The following is a 21,531-nucleotide window of genomic DNA, read 5'->3' as shown; positions in this document are numbered from 1 at the left end:
ACACGTCCACCACCGGGTGCGCCGGTGGTCCCAGCACGGGGAAGGTACGGAAGACGATGAAGCGGTTCCAGACGGCGCTGACACTCCTGCTCGGGTCGGCGCTGGCCCTGTCGGCGTGCACCGGGAGCGACCCCGATCCCGCGCCGCCGTCGGCCGCCCCGAACGGGCCCACCACGCCCCCGCGAATCGTGGACGGGGTCTCCACCACGGGGCGGGGCCCGGAGCTGCCGGAGAAGAGCGCCTGGCTGGGCGCGTGGGTGAAGCCGGACTGGCAGACCTCGCAGGGCCGGGTGGCGGCGCTGGCCGCGTTCGCCGACCAGACCGGGGGCGCGATGCCCCTCGCGCACACGTTCCACGAGTGGGAGGACGACTTCCCCGGCCCCGTGCAGCAGGAGTTCCAGGCGGTCGGGAAGCTCCAGATGATCTCCTGGTCGGGCACGGACACCCGGGACATCCGCGACGGCGGCCACGACCAGCTCATCCGGCAGCGGGCCGAGAGCATCAAGCAGTTCGGCGCGCCGCTGTTGCTGCGCTGGCGGTGGGAGATGGACCGGCCCAACCTGCGGCAGAGCGTGCACACGCCGGACGACTACATCGCGGCCTGGAAGCGCATCCGGGGCATCTTCACCGAGGTCGGGGCCACGAACGCCGCCTTCGTCTGGTGCCCGCACGTGCAGGGCTTCACCGACCCGAAACGCAACGCCGCCGCGTACTACCCGGGCGACGACCAGGTGGACTGGCTCTGCACCGACGTCTACCCGGGCAGGAGGTTCGACGGCTTCACCGAGCAGATGGACACCTTCATGACGTTCGCCGCCCAGCACCCCCGGCCGATCGTGATCGGCGAGTTCGGGGTGACGTACCCGGGCGAGCCCGGCCAGCGCGGGGCGTGGCTGCGCGAGGCCGGCGACTACGTCAAGCGGCACCCGCAGATCAAGGCCGCCGTCTACTTCGCCGCGAAGCAGACCAAGCCCGCGTACGACAGCACGTTCGACGACGACCCGGAGGGGCTGGCCGCGTTCCGGGAGCTGGCCGCCGACCCCTGGTTCTCCGCGCCGCCCCCGTCGCCCGGCCCCCGCTGACGGCCGCCCTCCAGCCCGGCCGGAGGCGGTAAAGGACACAACGGGCAACCGGGGGGTAGACGCCGCGCTCCGGATAGTCCATCGTGTTGCTGAGACTTCCGCTCCCGGCCGCCGCCTCCCCGGCCGGGGGCGCACCTGGCCGGTCGCCGATCCCACCGGCCAGAGCGGCACCGACCGGCCGCACCGGTCGGGCGGAGGCAGCACATCGTTTCCCCAGCACCCGGAGTTGCCCGTGGTCCGTCTCCCGGCGCTCAGCCGCCGCCCCCTCGCGGTCCTGGCCAGCGCGCTCACCGTCACCGGTCTGCTCGTCGCCGCCCCGGCGCCCGCCGCGCCAAACCACACCACCGTCGTCGGCGCGGTCCCGTCCGCCCAGACCCCCGACATCATCGACGGCACGGTCTTCGCCATCCACGACGCCGGCACGAAGGTGGTCGTGGGCGGCTCGTTCACCCAGGCGCGCAACCGCGGCACCAGCGCGGCGATCAACCGGAAGTACCTGCTGGCCTTCGACAAGGCCACCGGCAAGGTCGACACCGCGTTCGCGCCGACGGTCGACGGCGAGGTCCTCGACGTCCTCGCGGGCCCGACGGCCGGCACCGTCTACGTCGCCGGCAAGTTCAACACCGTCAACGGCACCACCCGCCGCAAGCTGGCCGTGGTCAACCTCTCCAACGGCAGCCTGGTCACCAGCTTCCCCAACCTGGCCTTCAACGGCATCGTCAACGACGTCGCCCGGGTCGGCAGCCGGCTGCTGATCGGCGGCACCTTCACCACGGTCACCGGCAAGGCGCGCGGGGGCCTCGCCTCCGTCGCCGCCACCACCGGCGTCCTGGACAGCTACCTCACCGCCAACCTGACCGTCAACCACAACTACAACGGGGGCAGCGGCGCGAAGGGCGCCGTCGGCGCGGAGAAGCTGGCCGTGTCGCCCGACGGCACCCAGCTCGTCGTCATCGGCAACTTCAAGAAGGCCAACGGGGCGCAGCACGACCAGGTGGCCCGCCTCACCCTCGGCAGCACCGCCGCGACCCTCTCGTCCTGGAACACCGCCCGCTACGAGCCGGCCTGCCGGACGGACATGTTCGACTCGTACGTGCGGGACGTGGCCTTCTCCCCCGACGGCGGCTACTTCGTCATCGTCACCACCGGTGGGCCGTTCGCGGGGACGCTCTGCGACGCCGTGGCCCGCTGGGAGACCTCGTCCACCGGCACCTCCGTCCAGCCGACCTGGATCAACTACAGCGGCGGGGACACCTTCATCTCCGTGGGCATCACCGAGAAGACGATCTACGTGGGCGGCCACTTCCGCTGGCTGAACAACACCGGCGGCAAGACCGAGGCGCGGCCGGGCGCGGTCGCCCGGCCCAGCATCGCCGCGCTCGACCCGCTCAGCGGCCTGCCGCTGACGTGGAACCCGGGCCGCAACCCGCGCGGGTACGGCGTCGCCGAGCTGCTGGTCACCCCGCAGGGCCTCTGGCTCGGCCACGACCAGCCGTGGCTGGGCGACCGCAAGTGGCGGCGGGAGCGGATCGCGTTCCTCCCGCTGGCCGGGGGCGCGGCCCCGCACTCCACCGCCACGGCCGCCCTGCCGGGCAACGTCTACCTGGCCGGGGTCGGCGGCAACACCGTGCGGCGTCGGTCGTACGACGGGACGGGCGCCGTCGGCGCGGCGGCCTCGGTCGCCAACCCCGACAACACCGCCTGGTCCACGGCCAAGGGCGCGTTCTGGGTCGGCGGCACCCTCTTCTACGGCTACAACGGGGCGCTGTGGCGGCGCACCTTCAACGGCACCACGTTCGGCGCGCCGAAGCTGGTCGACCCGTACCACGACCCGCTGTGGGACAAGGTCGCCACCGGCGTCGTCATCAACAACCAGAACCAGACGTACGCCGGGGTCACGGTGAGCTTCTACCCGGAGATCGCCAACGTGACCGGCATGTTCTACGCCAACGGGAAGCTCTACTACACGCTGACCGGGCAGGCCGGCCTCTTCTGGCGCTGGTTCAGCCCGGACAGCGGCACCGTCGGGGCCGACAGGTTCACCGTGACCGGCGCGACCGGCTTCGCCGACTCCGCCGGGGTCTTCGTCGCCGGCTCGCGGATCTACCAGGTGAGCCGCACCACGGGCAACCTGTCGTCGGCGGGCTGGGTCAACGGGGCGCCCTCGGGTGCCTGGATCGTGCGCAGCGGCCCCTCGGTGGGCGGCGTCGACTGGCGGGCCAAGGCGGTCTTCGTCGGCCCGTAGCCCGCTCCGAGCGGCGTACGTCACCGGCCACGACCGACGGCCCGGTCCCCACGCGGGGGCCGGGCCGTCGGCGTTTCCGCCGCCCAGCAGGGGTGAACGGGCGGCCCGGCCGACACCCAACCGGCCGTACGGGCATCGCCGGGCGGCGCGCGGCTCGCTACTGTCGGAACGTGCCCACCGAGCTTCTCCGCCGCGCCGCCGCGCCGACCGTCGGCGACGACGGCCGCGTCCCCGTCCAGCGCCGGTCCCCGCAGCGGGTCCTCCTGCCCGACGCGCCCGCGGCGCCGCGCCCGATCGGTCGGTGAGCGACGACGTCCAGCTCGCGCCGCACCGATTCGCCGGGCTGGTGGCCCCGGTGGTCGACCGGGTCTTCGTCGCCGGCATCCTCGCCGGCCGCGACGGGGGCGGCGCGGAGCTGAGCCAGCGGTACGGCGGGCCGGCGGCCACGAGCTTCCTGCTGGAGTTCCGCACCCGGCTGGCCGTCCCGGGCGGGACGGTCGACCCGGCGGGCTTCGCCGCCGTGAACCGCTACCGCGACCCGGCCACCTGCCAGCGCGCCCTGGACAAGCACGTCGCCTACGGGATGCTGCACCGCCGGCCCGGGGGCTTCCTCTCCGCCACGGAACGCGGGCACGTCTTCCTCGCCGAGCTGCACCAGGTGCACGGCGAGGTGACCGAGGAGCTGTGGGCGGGGCACGACGACCGGGTGGTCCGGCTGGTCGAGGCGTTCGGCCGCCTGCTGGCGTACGCGCTGGTCGAGGCCGAGGAGGCGGCCGAGGGGCCGGGCGACGCGTTCGCGGTGATGGCGCCGCCGCACGAGCCGGAGGGCACCCCGCCGGGGGTGCTGCTGCTCAACCGGCTCGGCACGCTGCGGTACCACCGGGCGGACGCGTACGCGGCGGCGTGGACCGCCGCCGGGCACACCGCGTCGACCGTGACCGAGCTGCCGCCGGGGCCGGAGCGGCGGGCCATCGAGCTGGAGACGGACCGCCGGGCAGCCGGCCCGTACGCGGCGCTGGCCGCCGACGAGCGGCTCGGCGTACTGGCGGATCTGGCCGCGCTGCCGGGGTGAGGCGGCCGGCCGCGCCGGGCGTTGACAGACTGAGGCCGGCGTCGGCGACGGGCCGTCGGTGGGCTCAGGCCGGGCGTTGGCGGCGGGGCCGACGCGGCCCGGCGCTATCCTCCACCGGTGACCCGGAGTCGGACGAGGGAGAACGTCGCATGATCGGTATGGTGCTCGCCGCCGGTGCGGGGCGCCGCCTGCGCCCGTACACCGACACCCTGCCCAAGGCGCTCGTGCCGGTGGACGGTGACACCACCATCCTGGACATCGCGCTGCGCAACCTCGCCGAGGTCGGCCTCACCGAGGTCGTGATCGTCGTCGGGTACGCCGCCGACGCGGTCGTGGCCCGCCAGGCGGACCTGGAGAAGCGGTACGGCGTGCGGATCACCCTCGTGCACAACGACAAGGCCGAGGAGTGGAACAACGCGTACTCGCTCTGGCTGGCCCGGGAGCACTTCGCCCGGGGCGTGCTGCTGGTCAACGGCGACACGGTGCACCCCGTGAGCGTGGAGAAGACCCTCCTGGCCGAGCGCGGCCCGGGCATCCTGCTCGCGGTGGACACCCTCAAGCCGCTGGCCGACGAGGAGATGAAGACCACCTTCGACGCCGCCGGCCAGCTCACCCGCATCACGAAGCTGATGGACCCGGCCGAGGCGTACGGGGAGTACATCGGCGCGACGCTGATCGAGCCGCAGGTGGCCGAGCCGCTCGCCGCCGCCCTGGAGCGCACCTGGCGGCGCGACCCGAACCTCTACTACGAGGACGGCTACCAGGCGTTCGCCGACGCCGGCGGCGAGGTGCGGGCGGCCCCGATCGGCGACGTGCCGTGGGTCGAGGTGGACAACCACGCCGACCTCGCGCGGGCGCGGGAGATCGCGTGCCACTACTAGCCCGTACGATCCTCACCCCGCTGCACATCGACGTGCGGCGGGGCGCGGTGGCGGACCTGGCCGCGATCCTGGCCGACGGGCGGATCTCCGCCGGGGGCGACGTGGCCGTGGTGGTGGGGCCGGGGCAGGGCGGGCAGATCGCCGAGCTGATCCGCCCGTCGCTGCGCTCGGCGGACGTCTTCACGGTGGCGGGCGGCACCCTGGAGGCGGCCGACGACCTGGGCGGGAAGCTGCGCGCCCGGTCGTACGACGCGGTGGTGGGCATCGGCGGCGGCAAGACCATCGACGTGGCGAAGTACGCGGCCACCCGGCGTGGGCTGCCCATGGTCACGGTGGCGACCAGCCTCGCCAACGACGGCATCGCCTCCCCGGTGGCCTCGCTGATCACCGAGGGGATCAAGGGCTCCTACGGGGTGCACATCCCGATCGCGGTCATCGTCGACCTGGACTTCGTGGAGGCCGGGCCGGAGCGGCACAACCGGGCCGGCATCGGCGACGTGGTGAGCAACATCAGCGCGCTCGCCGACTGGGAGCTGGCCCGCCGGGTACGCGGGGAGCCGGTCGACGGGCTGGCCGCCTCGCTGGCCCGGATGGGCGCCGAGGCGGTGCTCGCCCACCCCGGCGACATGACCGACGACGCGTTCGTCACCGTGCTGGCCGAGGCGCTGATCTCCACCGGCCTGTCGATGGCGGTCTGCGGCACGTCGCGCCCCGCCAGCGGCGGCTGCCACGAGATCATGCACGCCGTGGACGCGCTCTACCCCGGCACCGCCTCGCACGGGGAGCTGGCCGGCCTCGGGGCGCTGTTCTGCACGTTCCTGCGCGGCGACGAGCGGCGCTTCGCGGAGATGTCGGCCTGCCTGGCCCGGCACGGCCTGCCCCGCCTCCCCGCCGACGTGGGGCTCGACGACGACCAGTTCGTCGACGCGGTGCAGTTCGCCCCGGCCACCCGCCCGGACCGCTACACCATCCTGGAGCACCTGGCGATGTCGCCTTCCGAGACGCGGCGGCGGCTGGCAGACTACGCCGGTGCAATCCGCGACCTTGGCTGAGCCGTCCCGCCCCTCCGTCGCCGACTTCCACCGGGTGAACCGGGGCGGCGGCCTGTTCAGCGAATCGATCAGCCAGTGGTTGGGCGCGGTCTTCGCGCTGGTCGCGCAGCGGTTGGGTCTGCGGCCCACGGCGCTGACCATCGCCAACCTGGTGCTCGGCCTGGCCGCCTCGGTGACCGTGGTGGCGCTCGCCGACCGGGTCGCCGACGGCAGCGTGCCGGCCTGGGTCGTGGGGCTGGTCGCGCTGGTCGGCTGGCAGGTGGCGTACGCCCTCGACTGCGCCGACGGCCAGCTCGCCCGGGTCACCGGGCAGGGCAGCCCGGCCGGGGCCCGGGTCGACGTGCTCTGCGACGTGGCCGCCCAGATCGCCCTGGTGGCGGCCCTGTCGGCCACGGCGGTGGCGCAGCGCCCCTCGACGCCGAGCTGGCTGGTCGCCCTCTTCGCCGGCACCTGGATGGTCAACCTGGTGACGTCGGTGATGCAGTCCGGCCCGAACGCGGCCAGCATGGTCACGTCGACGTCGCTGCCGGTCCGGCTGGTGAAGCTGGTCCGTGACTACGGCGCGGTCATCTTCGTGGCGGCGCTGGTGCTGGCGTTCGCCCCGGCGCTGGTGTTCTGGGTGATCGTGGCGTTCACGATCGTCAACGGTGGCTTCCTGCTGGCCAGCATCGCCTTCTCCGCCCGCGCCTCGCTGTGAGGACGGGCACGCGACGGCACCTGCCGAGTCGGGAGTTTCCGGCGACCCGACCGGCCCGACCTCCGGAGACGCTGGCTGGGCCGATCGGCATCGGCGCGGGCTACTCCTTCGTCGCCACGACGAGGCCGTGCTCGTAGGGCAGGCCGGTGTACGACTTGACACTGTCGAATCCGGCCTGCCGCGCCCACTGCTCGTAGTCGCCGACCGGATACGTCATGCCGGTGCCGGTGGCGAGCACGTTGAGGTAGAGCGAGAGCCGGGCCGAGTAGACGCCGTCGTCCTCGTCGTCAGAGGCGTGGAAACCGTAAATGAAGAGCCGCCCCCCGGCCGGAAGCGCCTCGTGCGCTTTCCGCAGCAGGGTGAGGATCTGCTCGCCGGAGAAGACCTCCAGAACGTGGCTGAACAGCGCAGCGTCCGCTCCAGTCGGCAACGGGTCGGCGAACAGGTCCCCCGGGTGCAGCCGGACCCGGCCGCCGTCGGAGATGTCGCCCGCGAGTCGGGTGACGCTCGGCATGTCGAAGATCGTCACCTCGGCCGACGGATAGCGCTCGGCGAACGCCCGCGCGGTCGTGCCGTCACCGCCGCCGATGTCCAGCAGGTGCCGGACGGTGGCGATCTCCGGGTTGTCGAGCAACCCCGGCATCGTCTGCAGCGTGAACGCGGCCATCGAGCGGTGCAGCACCTCCTCCAGCTCCGGCTGGTGCGCCAGGCGCTGGTAGAGCGTCGGCTCGGTCCCCGGGTGCGCGGTCAGTGCGGTGTTCGTGCCGGCCAACATCGCCTCGGTCAGGTGCGGGTATGCCGGGTAGTAGATCTGCTGCCAGCCGGCGAGGATGTGCCGCCAGCTGCCCGGACCGTCGGATGTGAGCAGGTCCTCGGCGACGCGGGTGTTGTGGTACCCGCCGCCGCTACGCCGCACCAGGCCGGTCGCGCACAGCGCGTGCATCAGGACCCGCGTCTGGTGTGCTGGGAGCCGGACGGCCTGCTCGATCTCGTCGGGGCCGGCACCGGCGTGCCGCGACAGTAGGGCGAAGATGCCCAGGTCGAGCCCCGTGACGACGGCGTTGAAGAGTGCCGGGCCGTTCACGATGAGATGGAACCGCTCGTAGGCCAGATCGTCCTGTGCAGTCGTTGCTGGGGGCATGCCGTTCCTTTCGACGTCGGTGTGCGGGGCCACCGGTCACCAGGTGACCGGCAGATGGTGGACGCCGTAGAAGCCCATGTCGCCGGAGAGGCGGACATCCTGCGGTGGCACGGCGAGGCGCAGCGAAGGGAACCGGCGTAGCAGGGCCGGATAGGCGATGCGCATCTGGATCCGGGCCAGGTTCTGCCCGATGCACTGGTGCATGCCGAAACCGAACGCCAGGTGGCCCCGTGCCGGCCGGGCGAGGTCGAGCGTGTCCGGATCGGTGAAGCGGGCCGGGTCGCGGTTGGCTGCCGGCAGCGAAACCGTGACGCTCTCACCGGCAGACATGAGCACTCCACCGATCTCGACGTCCTCCAGAGGCGTCCTGGGCACGCCGAAGTGGAAAATGGACAGGTATCGCAGCAACTCGTCCACCGCGTTGGTGACGTCGATCTCCCCGTCGCGCAGCAGCCGCAGCTGCTGCGGGTGGCACAGCAGGGCGAACGTGCCAAGGGAGAGCATGCTCGCCACGGTTTCGTGCCCGGCGGTGAGCAGCAGTACGCCGACGCCGGTAATGTCCTGGTCGCTCAGCTCGCCGCTTGCGCCGAGCGCACCGAGCAGGTCTCCGCGGGGCGCCTGCCGGTGTCGACGCACCAGGTCGAGCAGCAGCGCATCGAGGGACGACATGGCCTCGTTCGCCTCGTCGGCGGTGACCTCGAGACTGAACAGGGTCGCGCTGTTCCGCTGGAACTCGGCGCGTTCGGCGTAGGGCACGCCGAGCAGTTCGCAGATCACCATCGAGGGGATCGGTAGCGCGAACTTTTCCACCAGGTCGCACGGGCCGCCGTCGGCAGCCATGGCGTCGAGGTGCTCGACGACGATCCGCTCGACGCGTGGGGTCAGCGCCTCGGCCCGGCGGACGGTGAAGTGCCCGGCGAGCAACCTCCGGAACCGTGTGTGGTCCGGCGCGTCCATGTCCAGGAACCAGCCGGGTAGGGCGGCTCGGCCGTAGAACGGGTCGACGCTCGGCCGGGCGACCGGAACTCGTTTGAATTCCGACCGAGCGCTGAAGCGCTGGTCCGCGAGGATGGCGCGCGCGACGGCGTAATCGGTGACGAGCCAGCCGAGATGCCCGTCCGGGTAGCGCAGGCGACTCACCGGGCCCTCCCGGCGCAACTCGGCGAGACGGTCGGGAGGGTCGAAGGGGCGGGTGCGTAGGGTCGGCATGCCGGCCGGTTCGGAGCCGGCGCTGCCGGGTTGCCGTGCCACATCGGTCGTCACGCGGAGTTCGCTCCTCATAGCCGATTGTGCTGGTCGCAAGGTGTCGACCGGCCCGGCGGCCGGGCCGCCCCGTCACCGAAAGGCGCGGCCGCGAACGCTCAGAAACGGTTGCGGGTCTGCCGGAAGCCCTGACCGGCCACGCAGGCACACCACCCGGCGAACCACTATAGTTGACGGTTGTAAATCTGCTGTCGAGTGGCATAGCGTATTCACCAACGACAGACTTCGTCAATGCCTTGACGGAAGAAGTTGATCAGTTTAGGGTCTTAACAGTAGCTGGCGACGTTCTACGGGGGAGCGTTTCATGCACTTGTCCGATCGCCTTTCCAGGCGACCGCATGGCCTTCCGGCGCGAGTCCAGCACCCACTCCGCCCCTTAAATCCCGACCCCATCCGGCAGCGCTTCTACTGCTGAAGGCCGGTTTGACGCTCCGCCAACCAGCCCTTTGGAGCTTTGCTTAACCGACACGCGCCCTCCCCGGCTCGTGCCGTAAACCATGTCCGCATTTCTCTGGGAGAGCGCATGGAACTCAACAGCTACGATGAATGGTCGCCACTCAAAGAGGTCATCGTCGGATCGGCCGAGAATTACACTTCACATGAGCGAGAACTGTCGTTCGACCTGTTCTTCCACGACAACATCGTTCGGACCGAATGGTATTACCCCAGGTTGTCGTCGGGTTCGGCGCCGACGGCGGGTCCGACGCAGTCGACGATCAAGCAGCGCTACGTCGAGGAGCTCAACGAGGACGTCGAAGGCATCGCGAAGACCCTCGAGTCGCTCGCGGTGCGGGTGCACCGGCCGCTGCGCCTGGACGAGGCGACGACGGAGGTTCGCACCCCCGCCTGGTCCGCCGCGGTGGTACCGCCACTCAACGTCCGCGACAACACCATCATCCTGGGCGACGAGATCATCGAGACGCCGCCGATGATCCGATCACGGTACTTCGAGACCCAGTTCCTGACGCCGGTGTTCGCCGATTACTTCCGCCGGGGCGCCCGCTGGACCGTCATGCCCCGACCGATCATGACCGACGCATCGTTCGACCTCTCCTACGCCAACAGCACCGCCGGCGGCCCGACGGAGGTGATCGAGGATCCGCAGGAGTCGGTCTACGACGTCGGCCACGAGATGATGTTCGACGGTGCCCAGTGCCTGCGCCTCGGCCGCGACATCGTCGTGAACGTCTCGACCGCGAACCATGCACTGGCTTGCGACTGGCTGGAACGCCACCTCGAGGGCCGCTTCCGCATCCACCGGGTCTTCCGCCTCAGCGACAGTCACATCGACAGCATGGTCCTGGCGCTGCGCCCCGGTGTGCTGCTGGTGCGCTCGGAGGCCGTCGCGCAGGCCCTGCCAGAGCCGCTGCGGAAGTGGAAAATGATCATCCCGCCGCTCCCGACCGAGAACACCTTCCCGCAGTACGACGACGACGACCTCATCCTGACCAGCCCTTTCATCGACATGAACGTGCTGAGCATCAGTCCGGACACCGTCCTGGTCAACGACGCGTGCCCGGATCTCATGCGGACGCTGGAGCGGCACGGGTTCACCACGGTGGCGGTCCGGCACCGCCACCGGCGTCTGTTCGGTGGCGGCTTCCACTGCTTCACGCTCGACACCGTCCGTGAAGGCGGGCCGGAGGACTACCTGTAGTAGCCGCTCCGCCCGAATCCGGCCCCCTCGACAGGAGCACTCCGTGCCGTTGCTAGGCGCCAGACCACTCCGGCGGGCGTTTCTGCACGAACGCCAGCGGCCCCTCGTGGGCGTCGCGGCTGCGCATACGCCGTTCCTCCCACACGAAGCGGCTCGCGAAAGCCTGCTCCAGCGGCATGCTCGCCGCCCTGGTCGCGGCCTCCTTCACCGCGCGCACCGCCAGCGGGGCGCAGCGCAGCAGGTCGGCGACCCATCCGTCGACGCACTCGTCGAGTGCGCCCACCGGCACCACCTCGTTGACGAGGCCGAGCTCGTAGGCCCGGCGGGCCGTCAGCGGCCGGCCGGTCATGAGGTGCCCCAGCGCGGTGCGCAACGGCAGTTGCCGGGCGAGCCGGAACACCCCGCCTGCACCCGCCACCAGACCGAGACGGGCCTCCGGCAACGCGAACCGGGCATCCTCGGCGGCGACAATGATGTCGCAGGCGAGGGCCAGCTCGAACCCGCCGCCGTAGGCGTACCCGCGGACCTTCGCGACGAGCGGCTTGGCGAACTGCAACCGCTCGGTGAGCCGCGGCCAGCCCGGCAGGTCACGACTGCCGAAAGTGGACTGCCCGGCAGCGCCGGCCTCGATCCGCGCGGCCAGCTCCTTCAGGTCCTGGCCCACGCTGAACGCGCGGTCGCCGGCCCCCGACAGCACCCCGACCCACATGTCGTCGTCGGCCTCGAAATCGTCCCACGCCTCGCGGAGCTCCTCGTGCATCCGCAGGTCCATCGCGTTGAGCACGGCGGGCCGGTTAAGGGTGACGTAGGCGACGCGGCCCGACTTCTCGTAGGTGACCCGGGAGTGGCGCACGCCGTCAATGTACAGCGGCGGCGAGCATGAGCGGCACACCAGCGCCGGCCCTGCCGCACATCACGGCGGTGGGCACGGCCGTGCCGCCGGGCTCCTACACCCAGGCGGAGCTGCTGGAGGCGTTCCGAATCACCGACCCGCGGGTGCGGTCGGTGTTTCTCAACGGCGGCATCGAGCGACGGAACCTCGTGCTGCCGCCCGTCGGCCCGGACGGCGCGCACCGCGTGGAGACGCAGGGCGAGCTGCTGCGCAAGCACCTGACGAGCGGCCTGCGCACCGGCGCCGAGGCAGTCCGGACGTGCCTTCGCCGGGCCGGGGTCAGCCTCACCGACGTGCGCTACCTGTGCTGCGTCTCCTCGACCGGCTTTCTCACCCCGGGTTTCAGCGCGCTGCTCATCAAGGAACTCGGCCTCCACGTCGACTGCTCGCGTCTCGACGTCGTCGGTATGGGCTGCAACGCGGGGCTCAACGCGCTCAACGCAACCGCCGGCTGGGCCGCGACCCACCCGGGCGACCTCTCCGTCATGGTCTGCATCGAGGCCTGCTCAGCCGCGTACGTCTTCGACGGCACGATGCGCACTTCCGTGGTCAACAGCCTTTTCGGCGACGGCAGCGCCGCGGTCGCCCTCGTCGCCGGCGGCGAACCGGACGACCGCGAACCGGTCGGCGTCCGCCCCGGGCCGAGGTTGCTCCGGTTCGCCAGCCACATCATTCCGGACGCGGTCGGCGCGATGCGCTACGACTGGGACGACGGCGCCGGCCGGTTCAGCTTCTACCTGGACCCGGAGGTGCCCTACGTCGTCGGCGCCAATGCCGAGGAGTCCGTCGACCGGCTGCTCGGGGCGGCGGGCCTGCGCCGGTCGCAGGTCGCTCACTGGATCGTGCACTCCGGAGGCCGGAAGGTCATCGACTCGGTGCGCGTCAACCTCGGGCTGAGCCGGCACGACGTGCGGCACACGCTGAGCGTCCTGCGTGACCACGGAAACCTGTCCAGCGGCTCCTTCCTGTTCTCGTACGAGCGGCTGCTCGCCGAGGACACGGTCGCGCCCGGTGACTACGGCGTGCTGATGACCATGGGGCCCGGTTCGACGATCGAGCTCGCGCTCGTGCGCTGGTGAGGAGATGGCGATGGCACGACACATGCTCGACCTGGTCGGGAACCAGGGCGTCTACGTGGAGCTCGACGACCGGCGGTCGCTGCGCGAACTCACCGAGCTGCTCCAGTCGGTGTGCGCTCGGGCGGAGGAGCGGCGCACGCCCTCGGTCATCGTGCTACGTCTGGGCACCGTCCCGCCCGCCGAGCGGAGCTGGCCCGGTGACGTCGGCGTCCAGGACGTCAACCGGTGGGAACGCGCGGTACGGCGGCTGGAGGGACTCGGCGTCGTGACGATCGCCGTGGCCAGCGGCACCTGTGGCGGGCCGACGCTGGACGTGCTGCTCGCTGCCGACTACCGCATCGCCACCATCAACCTGCAATTGCTGCTGCCGGTCAACGACGGGCACTTCTGGCCCGGTATGGCGGTACACCGGCTGGTGCACCAGGTCGGCGTGGCCCGGGCCCGCCAGATCGTGCTGTGGGGTGACGAGCTCTCCGCGCGGCGCGCCCTGGACATCGGCCTCGTCGACGAGATCACGGCCGACGCGGCCGAGGCCATCCAGGCCGCAGTGGTGTTGCTCGGGCGGGCCGCCGGCAGCGACCTGCGGGCCCGGCGGCAGCTACTGCTGGAGGCCGCCTCCACACCGTTCGAGGACGCGCTCGGGCCGCACCTGGCCGCCTGCGATCGGGAGCTGCGCCGGGCACACCCGCGTGACGGGCGAACCCGTGACATCGCCGACCGTCTCGATCACGACCGTCCGGCGGGCTCTGACCGGGGAGCCGCCGCGCACACGACGGGGATCGGATCAGACCAGTGAGGGCCGACCTGCGAGCCCGCGTGGAGCGCTGGCAGGGCGAGCCGCCCACCGCCGGGCACTCGCTGGAAGCCGATACGGCCGCGCTGTCGGCCTACACCGAGCACGGTGAGGAGTTGCTCGCCGCGCTGCCCGCCAGACGCGACCGTGACGACGCGGAGCAGCACCTCGCCGACCGGGTCCACGCCGCCTGTCGCGCGGCCCGGGACCGATTCGTGGGCTGGCACGTCGACGCCGTGCACGCCGTGCTGACCGACGGGCGAAGCGTCCACCGGGGCGTGGCCGAGCTCGCCGCGGACGCCGCCGAGGCATTCCCGGGCCTGGTACCGACGAGCGCGCAACTAGCCGCCGAACGTGCCCTGCCGCAGCGGGACAAGGAGGGCCGTGAGATCGACCAGGGGATCTTCTTCCGGGGTCTGCTGCGCTCACCGTCTGCCGGCCCGCACCTGCTGGAGTCGATGCGCCGCCCGACGGCCCGGGCGATCGAGCTGCTGCCCCGGCTGCGCTCCGAGGGCGGCCTGGACCTCGGCCCGGTCGCGCTGCGCTGCGACGCCGGAGTGGCCCGCCTGACCATGCAGAACCTGCACTGCCTCAACGCGGAGGACGACCGCCAGGTCGCCGCGATGGAGACCGCCGTGGACCTCGCCCTCCTCCACGACGACGTGCGGGTGTTGGTGCTGCGCGGCGGCGTCATGACCCACCCTCGCTACGCGGGCCGACGGGTGTTCAGCGCCGGGATCAACCTTCGCGACCTCGTCGCCGGGCAGATCTCCTTCACCGGTTTCCTGCTCGGCCGGGAGCTCGGTTACGTCAGCAAGCTCGTACACGGGCTGCGACTCGACGACGGCACAGACGTGCAGAGGCCGTGGGTCGCGGCGGTCGACACGTTCGCGATCGGCGGCGGAATGCAGCTGCTGCTCGTCGCCGACCGTGTCATTGCCGGCGCGGACGCGTGGTTCAGCCTGCCGGCGGCGAAGGAGGGCATCGTCCCGGGCGCAGCGAACCTGCGCCTCGCCAGGCTGACAGGGGCCCGGCTGGCCCGCCGGATCATCCTCGGCGGCAGGCGCATCCACGCCCGCGACCCCGACGCCGGGCTCGTCTGCGACGACGTCGTACCGCCGGAGGAGGTGGGCTCCACGGCGGAACGTGCGTCCGCCGAGCTGGGCTCCGCGGCGGTCCTGGCCAACCGTCGAATGCTCAACCTCGCCGAGGAGCCGACCGACGGGCTACGCGCCTACCTGGCCGAGTTCGCCTACGTCCAGGCATGCCGCCTGCACAGCCCCGACGTCGTCGCCAAGGCTGGAGCCCTGGGATGACCGGCGCCGTCGTGCGGGTCCGACTCGACGAGGAGCTGCTGCACCCGTCGCTGCGCGACCCCGCGCTGAGCTCGATCGGCTTCCTCAACGAGGTGATGAACCGCTATCCCGAGGCGATCTCGTTCGCGCCGGGCGCTCCCGACCTGAGCCACCTGGCCGACACCGACCTGGCCGGGTACGTCGACGCCTACCTGGCGCACGTACGACAGACCCGTGGCATCGGGCCGGAGCGGGCGCGCCGGCTGCTGCACGAGTACGGGCCGAGCGCCGGGCTGATCAACGACCTCGTGGCCGCGGCCCTGCGCGCCGACGGCGGACCCGACGTGCCGCCCGAGGCGATCGTCGTGACGGTCGGCGCCCAGGAGGCGATGTTGCTGGTCCTGCGGGCGCTCTTCCGCGACGGCGCTGACGTGCTCGCCGTGACCAGCCCGTGCTTCCCGGGAATCACCGGGGCCGCCCGGATGCTCGACATCGCCGTCGCACCGTTCCCCGAGTCCGCCGGTGGCCCGGACCTCGAGCGGCTGGCCGTCCTCTGCGCAGAAGCGCGCAGCCGGAACCAACGTGTCCGGGCGGTTTACGTCGCACCCGACTACGCCAACCCGAGCGGCGCCCGCATGAGCTTGCTCGACCGACGGTGCCTGCTCGCACTGGCCGAGCGGGAGGACCTGTTGGTCGTCGAGGACAACGTCTACGGGTTCACCGCACCGCCCGGCCACGAACTGCCCGGTCTCAAGGACCTCGACGAGACCGGCAGGGTCGTCATGGTCGGATCGTTCGCCAAGGTCTGCCTGCCCGGCGCGCGCGTCGGCTTCGTCGTGGCCGACCAGACGGTGCGCGGTCCCGCCGGCGACCGGCTGCTCGCCGCCGAACTGGCCGCGCTCAAGGGCATGACCACGGTCAACACGGCACCTGTCTGCCAGGCCGTCGTCGGCGGCATGTTACTGCGCCACGGCGGGTCGCTGGCCGCGCTCGGCCGGGCGCGGGCCGGCACGTACCAGCGCAACATGCGCCGGCTGCTCGACGCGCTGGAACGCCACGTCGCGCCGGTCGCACCGCCGGGCGTGCGGTGGAACCGGCCTGGCGGCGGCTTCTTCGTGCTGATGGACCTGCCGGTCCCGGCGGACCTCGCGCTGCTGTCGCACTGCGCGGAGCGCTACGGCGTGCTGTGGACCCCGATGGCGGGCTTCCACCCCGACGGCGGTGGCCGCCACCGGCTGCGGTTGTCCTGCAGCTACCTGACCGAGGACCGGATCGAGGAGGGAGTCGCCCGCCTGGCCCGGTTCCTGAGCCGGCTGCCCTCGCATCACGACGGGGCCGGCGTATCCGCACCCACACGCACCAACCGGACGAGTGAGGATGTGACGCGGTGAGACTGCTCATCGGCAACAGTACGAACATCGACCTGGTCGGTGAGTTCGAGAAGGCCGGGGCGGCCTGGTGGGCACAGCGGCTGGTCTGGTTCGCCCGCGAGGGTGACGTACTGGTGCTGCCGGCGCTACCGGAGGACGACTACGTCGACTACGTCACGGGTGTGCTTGGCGTCGACCGGGATTCGCTGCGGCTGCTGGTGCCACCGCCCGGCGCCGACGGGTCGGCCCGGTTGACGGGAGACCGCCTGGCCGACCCGTCGTTCCTGGCCGCCGTCGAGGCGGCCCTGGCCGGCCGCACGGTCGAGCAGGTCTTCGCCACCTGGCCCGACGCGTCCGTCGCCGCCCTCGCCCGCCGGCTCGGCGTGGCGGACAGGCTGCCCGGCCAGGCGTTCGCCGGTCAGGGCGGCGGCGCGCTGGTCAACAGCAAGGCGGTCTTCCGGGCCGTCGCCGCGGGCGCCGGCGTGCCGATCCCGCCGGGCGCTGTCTGCGCCAACCCGGTGGACGCGGAACAGGCGATCTGGGACCTGCTCGCCGAGGACCGCTCGGTGATCATCAAGCACGAGTTCTACTCCGGCGGCGTCGGCAACCACATCCTCAGCCGACGCGAGGGCGTCCAACCCTACGGCGCCCCGCGCGTCTCGATCATGTCGGACCGGACGGCGGTCGCGAAGTTCCTCGTCGCCGAGTGGGACAGGTTCACCAGCGCGGGCCGACACCGCCTCGTCGTCGAGGAGTACTTCCCGGGAAGCCGGGCGGTCTTCTCCGAACTGCTCGTCACCGATGGCGGAATCCAGTTCGGCGCAGACGGCGAGATGTTCTATGTACCGATCGCCAACGCGCAGGCCATCCCGGCACCGGACCAGCCGGCGGACCGCATGGCCAAGGTCACAGAGCACGCCCGGCGGCTCTGCGAGCCGCTGCGCGCGATGGGCTACCGGGGCTGGCTCTCCGCCGACGCGATCGTGACGCCGGGCGGCGCTCTCTACTTCACCGAGTACAACGGCCGGGTCACCGGCTCCACCCACCTGCACGAGGTCCTCGGCCGCCAGGTCGTGGGGCCGGACTTCGCCCGCGACCGGGTGCTGTTCGAACGGGTCGGCTGGAGGGCCCCGTCCTTCCGGGAGGCGCTCGAAGCGGTCGAGGCCGCCGGGCTGGCGTACGACCCTGCCACCCGTACCGGCGTGCTGTTCTGCAGCGCCTACGACCCGGACGCGGGGTCGGTCTGGTACTGCGCCGTGGCACCTGACATGGACGCGATCAGGGTGCTGGAGGAGCGGCTCGCGTCGCTGTTCCCGCAGGACCCGAGCTGAGAGGGGTGGGCGATGTCTGAGAAGAAACCGGTGTTGCTCGGCGGCCGTCCGCTGCTCACCGAGGCGCCGCCGCTGGCGCGGCCTCCACTGCTACGCGACCCCGGTGACCTCCTGGCCGTCTTCGGCGACATCGTCGCCGGCGGCATCCTGACCAAGGGCGGTCACCTCGCCGCGCTGGAAGTCGAGCTGGCGCGGTTCCTCGGGGTGGCACACGCCGTAGCGGTGTCCAGCTGTACGAGCGGGCTGATGCTGCTCATGCGCAGCCTGGGCACGGGCGGTGAGGTTGTCATGCCCAGCTTCACGTTCATGGCCAGCGCGCACGCCGCGCGTTGGAACGGCATGAGGCCGGCCTTCGCCGACATCGAATCCTGCGGGTTCGGCCTGTCAGCGGCGGACGCGTCCGCTGCGGTCGGCGACCGCACCGTGGCGATCCTCGGGGTGCACGTCTTCGGCACCCCGTGCGACGCCGACGCCCTTGCCGAGGTCGCGGCGGCGCGCGGGGTGCCGCTGCTGCTCGACGCGGCCCCGGCGTTCGGCGCGGTCTACAGCGACGGAACGCGCGTCGGCGGCAAGGGTCTCGCCGAGGTCTTCAGCCTCAGCCCGACCAAGCCGTTCACCGCCGGTGAGGGCGGCATCATCACCACCGCGGACGAGGATCTCGCCCGGGAGCTGCGCACCGCCCGGGAGTACGGCAACCCGGGCAGCTACGACAGTGTCTTCGCCGGCCTCAACGCCCGGATGCCGGAGCTGTCCGCAGCGCTCGCCCTGCACCAGCTTCCCGATTTTCCGGATTTGCTGGCCCGCCGGTTGGCGCTCGTGGAGCGCTATCGCGCAGCCCTGGCCGACGTGCCCGGGATCGGGTTCCCCTGGGTGCCGCCAGGCGCAACGAGCACCCACAAGGACCTCTCCCTCACGATCGATCCGGCGCTGTTCGGCATCGACCGCGACACTTTGGTCGTCGCGCTGCGCGCGGAGAACGTCCCGACCCGCAACTACTTCCACCCGCCCGTGCACCGCCAGACCGCCTACCGCGACGTGGCCTCCGGGCCGCTACCCAACACCGAGGCCCGCGCGGCGGCGGTCGTCGCGGTCCCGCTGTACAGCGGAATGACCGACGACGTCGTGGACAGGATCTGTGCGGCCGTCCGCCGTATCCAGGCCCACGCCGACGGTATCGCGCAGGCCGTTCGGCCGACCCCGCCGATGAGGAGTGTGGAACATGCCTGACCAGGTGTTCCTCGGCATATCCACTGCCGAGTTCGATCCGGCGGTGGCTGCGGTCGTCGACGGTCGCGTCATCGCATACGCCGAGGAGGAACGTTTCCTGCGGACGAAGCACGCGCCGGGGCGCTACCCGGACCGGGCGCTGCGCTACTGCCTGGAGGCAGCCGGGGTACGGCTCGACGAGGTCGCCTCGGTCACCGTCGGCTACGACCTGGCCGCCTACACGGAAGGCCGGATGCGGCAGTTCTTCGACGGAATGGCGCAGGAGTGGCCGCTGGACCAGGCGACCCTCGACTGGCAGCGTGGCTGTCTGCGCGAGTTCGACATCGCGGGGCAGACGGCGAAGCACCGTTACCACTGGCGGCGTCAGTTCGGCGACATCGCGTTCCCGCCGATCCGCTTCGCGCCGCACCACTACACCCACGCGTTCCAGTCGGCGATGGAGTCGCCGTTCGCGTCGGCCGTCGTGCTGACCCTGGACGGCTCCGGGGATCAGCACACCACCGTACTCTGGCTCAAGCAGGGCGCGGAGCTCACGCCCCTGCGCGAGTTGTGCATGCCGCATTCCCTCGGTTGGTTCTACGCCGCGTTCACCGAGTATCTCGGGTTCGACGCCTACGACGGCGAGTACAAGGTGATGGGCCTCGCCGCGCACGGAGAGCCGAACCCCACCCTGGCGGACCTGGTCGGCCAGGTGCTGCTGCCGGCGTCCGACGGGGTGGAGTATCGGCTCGACCCGTCCTACATCCACTACGGAGAGCACTCCTACTCCCGGCGGTTCACCGACAAGCTCGTCAAGCTGCTCGGTGCGGCGCCTCGCCTGCCCCGCGACCCGGTGACCCGCTGGCACATGGACCTCGCACTCGCGGTGCAACAGGCGCTGGAGGACGCGGCCTGCCGGTTGATCCGTTGGGGAGTCGCGCACACCGGCGTGACCGACGTCTGTGTCGGCGGCGGGGTCGGCCTGAACGTGAAGATGAACTCGCGGATCTTCTCGCTGCCCGAGGTCACCGACGTCTTCGCCCACCCGCTCTGCGGGGACAACGGTCAGGCGGCGGGCGCCGCGCTGGTTACCTGCCATCGGGAGACAGGGGCGCTGCCGCCGCCGCTCACCTCCCTCGCGTGGGGCCCGGAGCAGGGCGACGAGGAGATCGAGGGAATCCTGCGCAACGCCGGGGTAGCGTTCACCCGCAGCGACGACATCTGCGAGACGATCGCCGTCGACCTGGCTGCGGGCCGGCTCGTGGCCTGGTGCCAGGGGCGGCTGGAGGCAGGGCCACGGGCCCTCGGCCAGCGCAGCATCCTCGCCGATCCACGCACCGTCGAGGTCCGTGACCGGGTCAACGCGGCAGTCAAGCAGCGGGAGTTGTGGCGCCCGTTTGGTCCGTCCATGATCGCCTCGGCGGCCGGGCGCTACCTGGAGCACCACACCGACTCGCGGTACATGACGATGGCGTTCCCGGCGAGCGAAGCGCTGTGCCGCGACGCTCCGGCGATCGTGCACACCGACGGCAGCTCCCGGGTGCAGCTCGTGCATGCGTCGGCGAACCCCCGCTACCACCGGCTCATCGAACGCTTCGGCGAGCTCACCGGCGTGCCGGTCGTGCTCAACACGTCGTTCAACGTCCGGGGTGAGCCGATCGTGTCCACGACGGAGGACGCGCTGCGGACCTTCTTCGCCACCGGCTTGGACGTGCTGGCCGTCGGCGACTTCGTCGTGCGTAAGGACCAGACCGACGAGGCAGGAGACAGGTGATGGCCCAACGGCGCATCCTCGTCGTCGCGGCACACCCCGACGACGAGATCCTCGGTATGGGCGGGACCATCGCGAAGCACGCGCTGCACGAGGACGCGGAGGTCGCGGTGTTGTGGGTCTCCGAGGGCAGTTCGACCCAGTATCCGGGTGACGAACAGATCGCCCAGCAAAAGTTCCGCGAGGCCGAGGCGGCGGCCAAGACCCTCGGGGTGAGGCACTGCATACAGCGCATGCTGCCCGACATGCGCCTGGACACCGTAGGGCACGTCGAGGTGAACCGGGTCGTGGAGGACGCAGTCGACGAGTTCGGCCCCGACACGGTGTACACCGTTCATCCGGACGTCAACATGGACCACCGAACGGTTTTCCACTCGGTGATGGTGGCAACGCGTCCCTACGCCGGCGGTTCGGTGCGACGGGTGCTCAGCTACGCCACCACGTCCGGCATCGAATGGGCGCCACCGTTCGAGGCGTCGTTCGCGCCGAACGTCTTCGTCGATGTCACTGCCACCATCGAGGCCAAGGTGTCCGCCTTCTCCTGCTACCAGACGGAGAGCCGGCCGTGGCCGCACCCGCGGTCGTCTCGCGCGATCCGGTCGAACGCCGAGAGCTGGGGCAGCGGCGTCGGCTGGGCCTACGCGGAGCCCTTCGTCCTGATCCGTGAACTGCGCACCTGACGGGTCGGCCCGAAAAGGAATGAG

The 21,531-nt window shown here is 71.6% G+C and carries 19 protein-coding genes; 16 read left to right on the top strand and 3 right to left on the bottom strand.

From position 1 onward, the window contains the following. Positions 1–56: 56 nt before the first annotated feature. The 7 genes from LPU43_RS06020 to LPU43_RS05995 all read left to right on the top strand — a co-directional run bounded on the left by LPU43_RS06020 (position 57) and on the right by LPU43_RS05995 (position 7,029). Positions 57–1,082 (top strand): glycoside hydrolase family 26 protein, encoded by a 1,026-nt coding sequence (locus LPU43_RS06020; protein WP_229399211.1) that lies wholly within the window; start codon positions 57–59, stop codon positions 1,080–1,082. 232 nt (positions 1,083–1,314) lie between these two features. Continuing rightward, positions 1,315–3,327, top strand: a complete 2,013-nt coding sequence (locus tag LPU43_RS06015; protein ID WP_229399210.1) for a hypothetical protein — start codon at positions 1,315–1,317, stop codon at positions 3,325–3,327. Positions 3,328–3,497: 170 nt separating this feature from the next. Beyond that, a complete protein-coding gene (locus LPU43_RS28535) occupies positions 3,498–3,632 on the top strand; it encodes a hypothetical protein (RefSeq protein WP_255684274.1) in 135 nt (44 codons plus the stop codon). Further along, positions 3,629–4,399, top strand: a complete 771-nt coding sequence (locus LPU43_RS06010) for a hypothetical protein (RefSeq protein ID WP_229399209.1) — start codon at positions 3,629–3,631, stop codon at positions 4,397–4,399. Before LPU43_RS28535 ends, LPU43_RS06010 begins: the two co-directional genes overlap by 4 nt. A 149-nt stretch (positions 4,400–4,548) precedes the next feature. Continuing rightward, the gene (locus LPU43_RS06005; protein ID WP_229399208.1) at positions 4,549–5,280 is read left to right on the top strand and encodes a phosphocholine cytidylyltransferase family protein; all 732 of its coding nucleotides are present in this window, start codon (positions 4,549–4,551) and stop codon (positions 5,278–5,280) included. Then, entirely contained in the window at positions 5,268–6,332 is a 1,065-nt protein-coding gene (locus LPU43_RS06000) for an iron-containing alcohol dehydrogenase family protein (RefSeq protein ID WP_229399207.1), read from the top strand. The genes LPU43_RS06005 and LPU43_RS06000 overlap by 13 nt, the downstream gene beginning before the upstream one ends. Beyond that, positions 6,310–7,029 carry a CDP-alcohol phosphatidyltransferase family protein gene (locus LPU43_RS05995; protein ID WP_229399206.1) on the top strand — a complete coding sequence of 240 codons (720 nt, stop codon included), beginning with the start codon at positions 6,310–6,312 and terminating at the stop codon, positions 7,027–7,029. Before LPU43_RS06000 ends, LPU43_RS05995 begins: the two co-directional genes overlap by 23 nt. A gap of 100 nt (positions 7,030–7,129) precedes the next feature. Here LPU43_RS05995 and LPU43_RS05990 read toward each other — a convergent pair whose 3' ends face one another. Next, positions 7,130–8,170, bottom strand: a complete 1,041-nt coding sequence (locus tag LPU43_RS05990; protein WP_229399205.1) for a methyltransferase — start codon at positions 8,168–8,170, stop codon at positions 7,130–7,132. Between the two features lie 36 nt (positions 8,171–8,206). Continuing rightward, positions 8,207–9,433 (bottom strand): cytochrome P450, encoded by a 1,227-nt coding sequence (locus LPU43_RS05985; RefSeq protein WP_229399204.1) that lies wholly within the window; start codon positions 9,431–9,433, stop codon positions 8,207–8,209. Between the two features lie 523 nt (positions 9,434–9,956). On the opposite strand from LPU43_RS05985, the gene LPU43_RS05980 reads away from it, so the two are divergent. Then, positions 9,957–11,090: a glycine amidinotransferase gene (locus LPU43_RS05980; protein WP_229399203.1), complete on the top strand. Its 1,134-nt coding sequence runs from the start codon at positions 9,957–9,959 to the stop codon at positions 11,088–11,090. A gap of 52 nt (positions 11,091–11,142) precedes the next feature. On the opposite strand, the gene dpgD is transcribed toward LPU43_RS05980, so the two are convergent. Next, positions 11,143–11,943 carry an enoyl-CoA-hydratase DpgD gene (dpgD, locus tag LPU43_RS05975; protein ID WP_229399202.1) on the bottom strand — a complete coding sequence of 267 codons (801 nt, stop codon included), beginning with the start codon at positions 11,941–11,943 and terminating at the stop codon, positions 11,143–11,145. A gap of 26 nt (positions 11,944–11,969) precedes the next feature. On the opposite strand from dpgD, the gene dpgA reads away from it, so the two are divergent. Genes dpgA through LPU43_RS05935 form a run of 8 tightly spaced genes read left to right on the top strand, consistent with a single transcriptional unit; the run spans position 11,970 to position 21,507 of the window. Beyond that, positions 11,970–13,061: a 3,5-dihydroxyphenylacetyl-CoA synthase DpgA gene (dpgA, locus tag LPU43_RS05970; RefSeq protein WP_229399201.1), complete on the top strand. Its 1,092-nt coding sequence runs from the start codon at positions 11,970–11,972 to the stop codon at positions 13,059–13,061. A 10-nt stretch (positions 13,062–13,071) separates the two neighbouring features. Continuing rightward, positions 13,072–13,857: an enoyl-CoA-hydratase DpgB gene (gene dpgB / locus LPU43_RS05965; RefSeq protein WP_229399200.1), complete on the top strand. Its 786-nt coding sequence runs from the start codon at positions 13,072–13,074 to the stop codon at positions 13,855–13,857. Beyond that, positions 13,854–15,170 (top strand): (3,5-dihydroxyphenyl)acetyl-CoA 1,2-dioxygenase DpgC, encoded by a 1,317-nt coding sequence (gene dpgC, locus LPU43_RS28650; protein ID WP_305073493.1) that lies wholly within the window; start codon positions 13,854–13,856, stop codon positions 15,168–15,170. The genes dpgB and dpgC overlap by 4 nt, the downstream gene beginning before the upstream one ends. Next, on the top strand, positions 15,167–16,540 hold the full coding sequence (locus LPU43_RS05955; protein WP_229399199.1) for an aminotransferase-like domain-containing protein: 1,374 nt from the start codon (positions 15,167–15,169) through the stop codon (positions 16,538–16,540). Before dpgC ends, LPU43_RS05955 begins: the two co-directional genes overlap by 4 nt. Further along, a complete protein-coding gene (locus LPU43_RS05950) occupies positions 16,537–17,850 on the top strand; it encodes a preATP grasp domain-containing protein (RefSeq protein WP_229399198.1) in 1,314 nt (437 codons plus the stop codon). The genes LPU43_RS05955 and LPU43_RS05950 overlap by 4 nt, the downstream gene beginning before the upstream one ends. 12 nt (positions 17,851–17,862) lie before the next feature. Continuing rightward, the gene (locus LPU43_RS05945; RefSeq protein ID WP_229399197.1) at positions 17,863–19,077 is read left to right on the top strand and encodes a DegT/DnrJ/EryC1/StrS family aminotransferase; all 1,215 of its coding nucleotides are present in this window, start codon (positions 17,863–17,865) and stop codon (positions 19,075–19,077) included. Then, on the top strand, positions 19,070–20,830 hold the full coding sequence (locus tag LPU43_RS05940) for a carbamoyltransferase family protein (RefSeq protein ID WP_229399196.1): 1,761 nt from the start codon (positions 19,070–19,072) through the stop codon (positions 20,828–20,830). The genes LPU43_RS05945 and LPU43_RS05940 overlap by 8 nt, the downstream gene beginning before the upstream one ends. Further along, positions 20,830–21,507, top strand: coding sequence for a PIG-L deacetylase family protein (locus tag LPU43_RS05935; RefSeq protein ID WP_229399195.1), 678 nt, complete (start codon positions 20,830–20,832; stop codon positions 21,505–21,507). Before LPU43_RS05940 ends, LPU43_RS05935 begins: the two co-directional genes overlap by 1 nt. The last annotated feature ends 24 nt before the right edge of the window (positions 21,508–21,531 follow it).

It is taken from the genome of Micromonospora okii (genome assembly GCF_020884795.1).
In the GTDB taxonomy this organism is placed as follows: Bacteria; Actinomycetota; Actinomycetes; order Mycobacteriales; family Micromonosporaceae; genus Micromonospora; species Micromonospora okii.
This window is presented reverse-complemented; position numbering and strand designations above follow the sequence as displayed.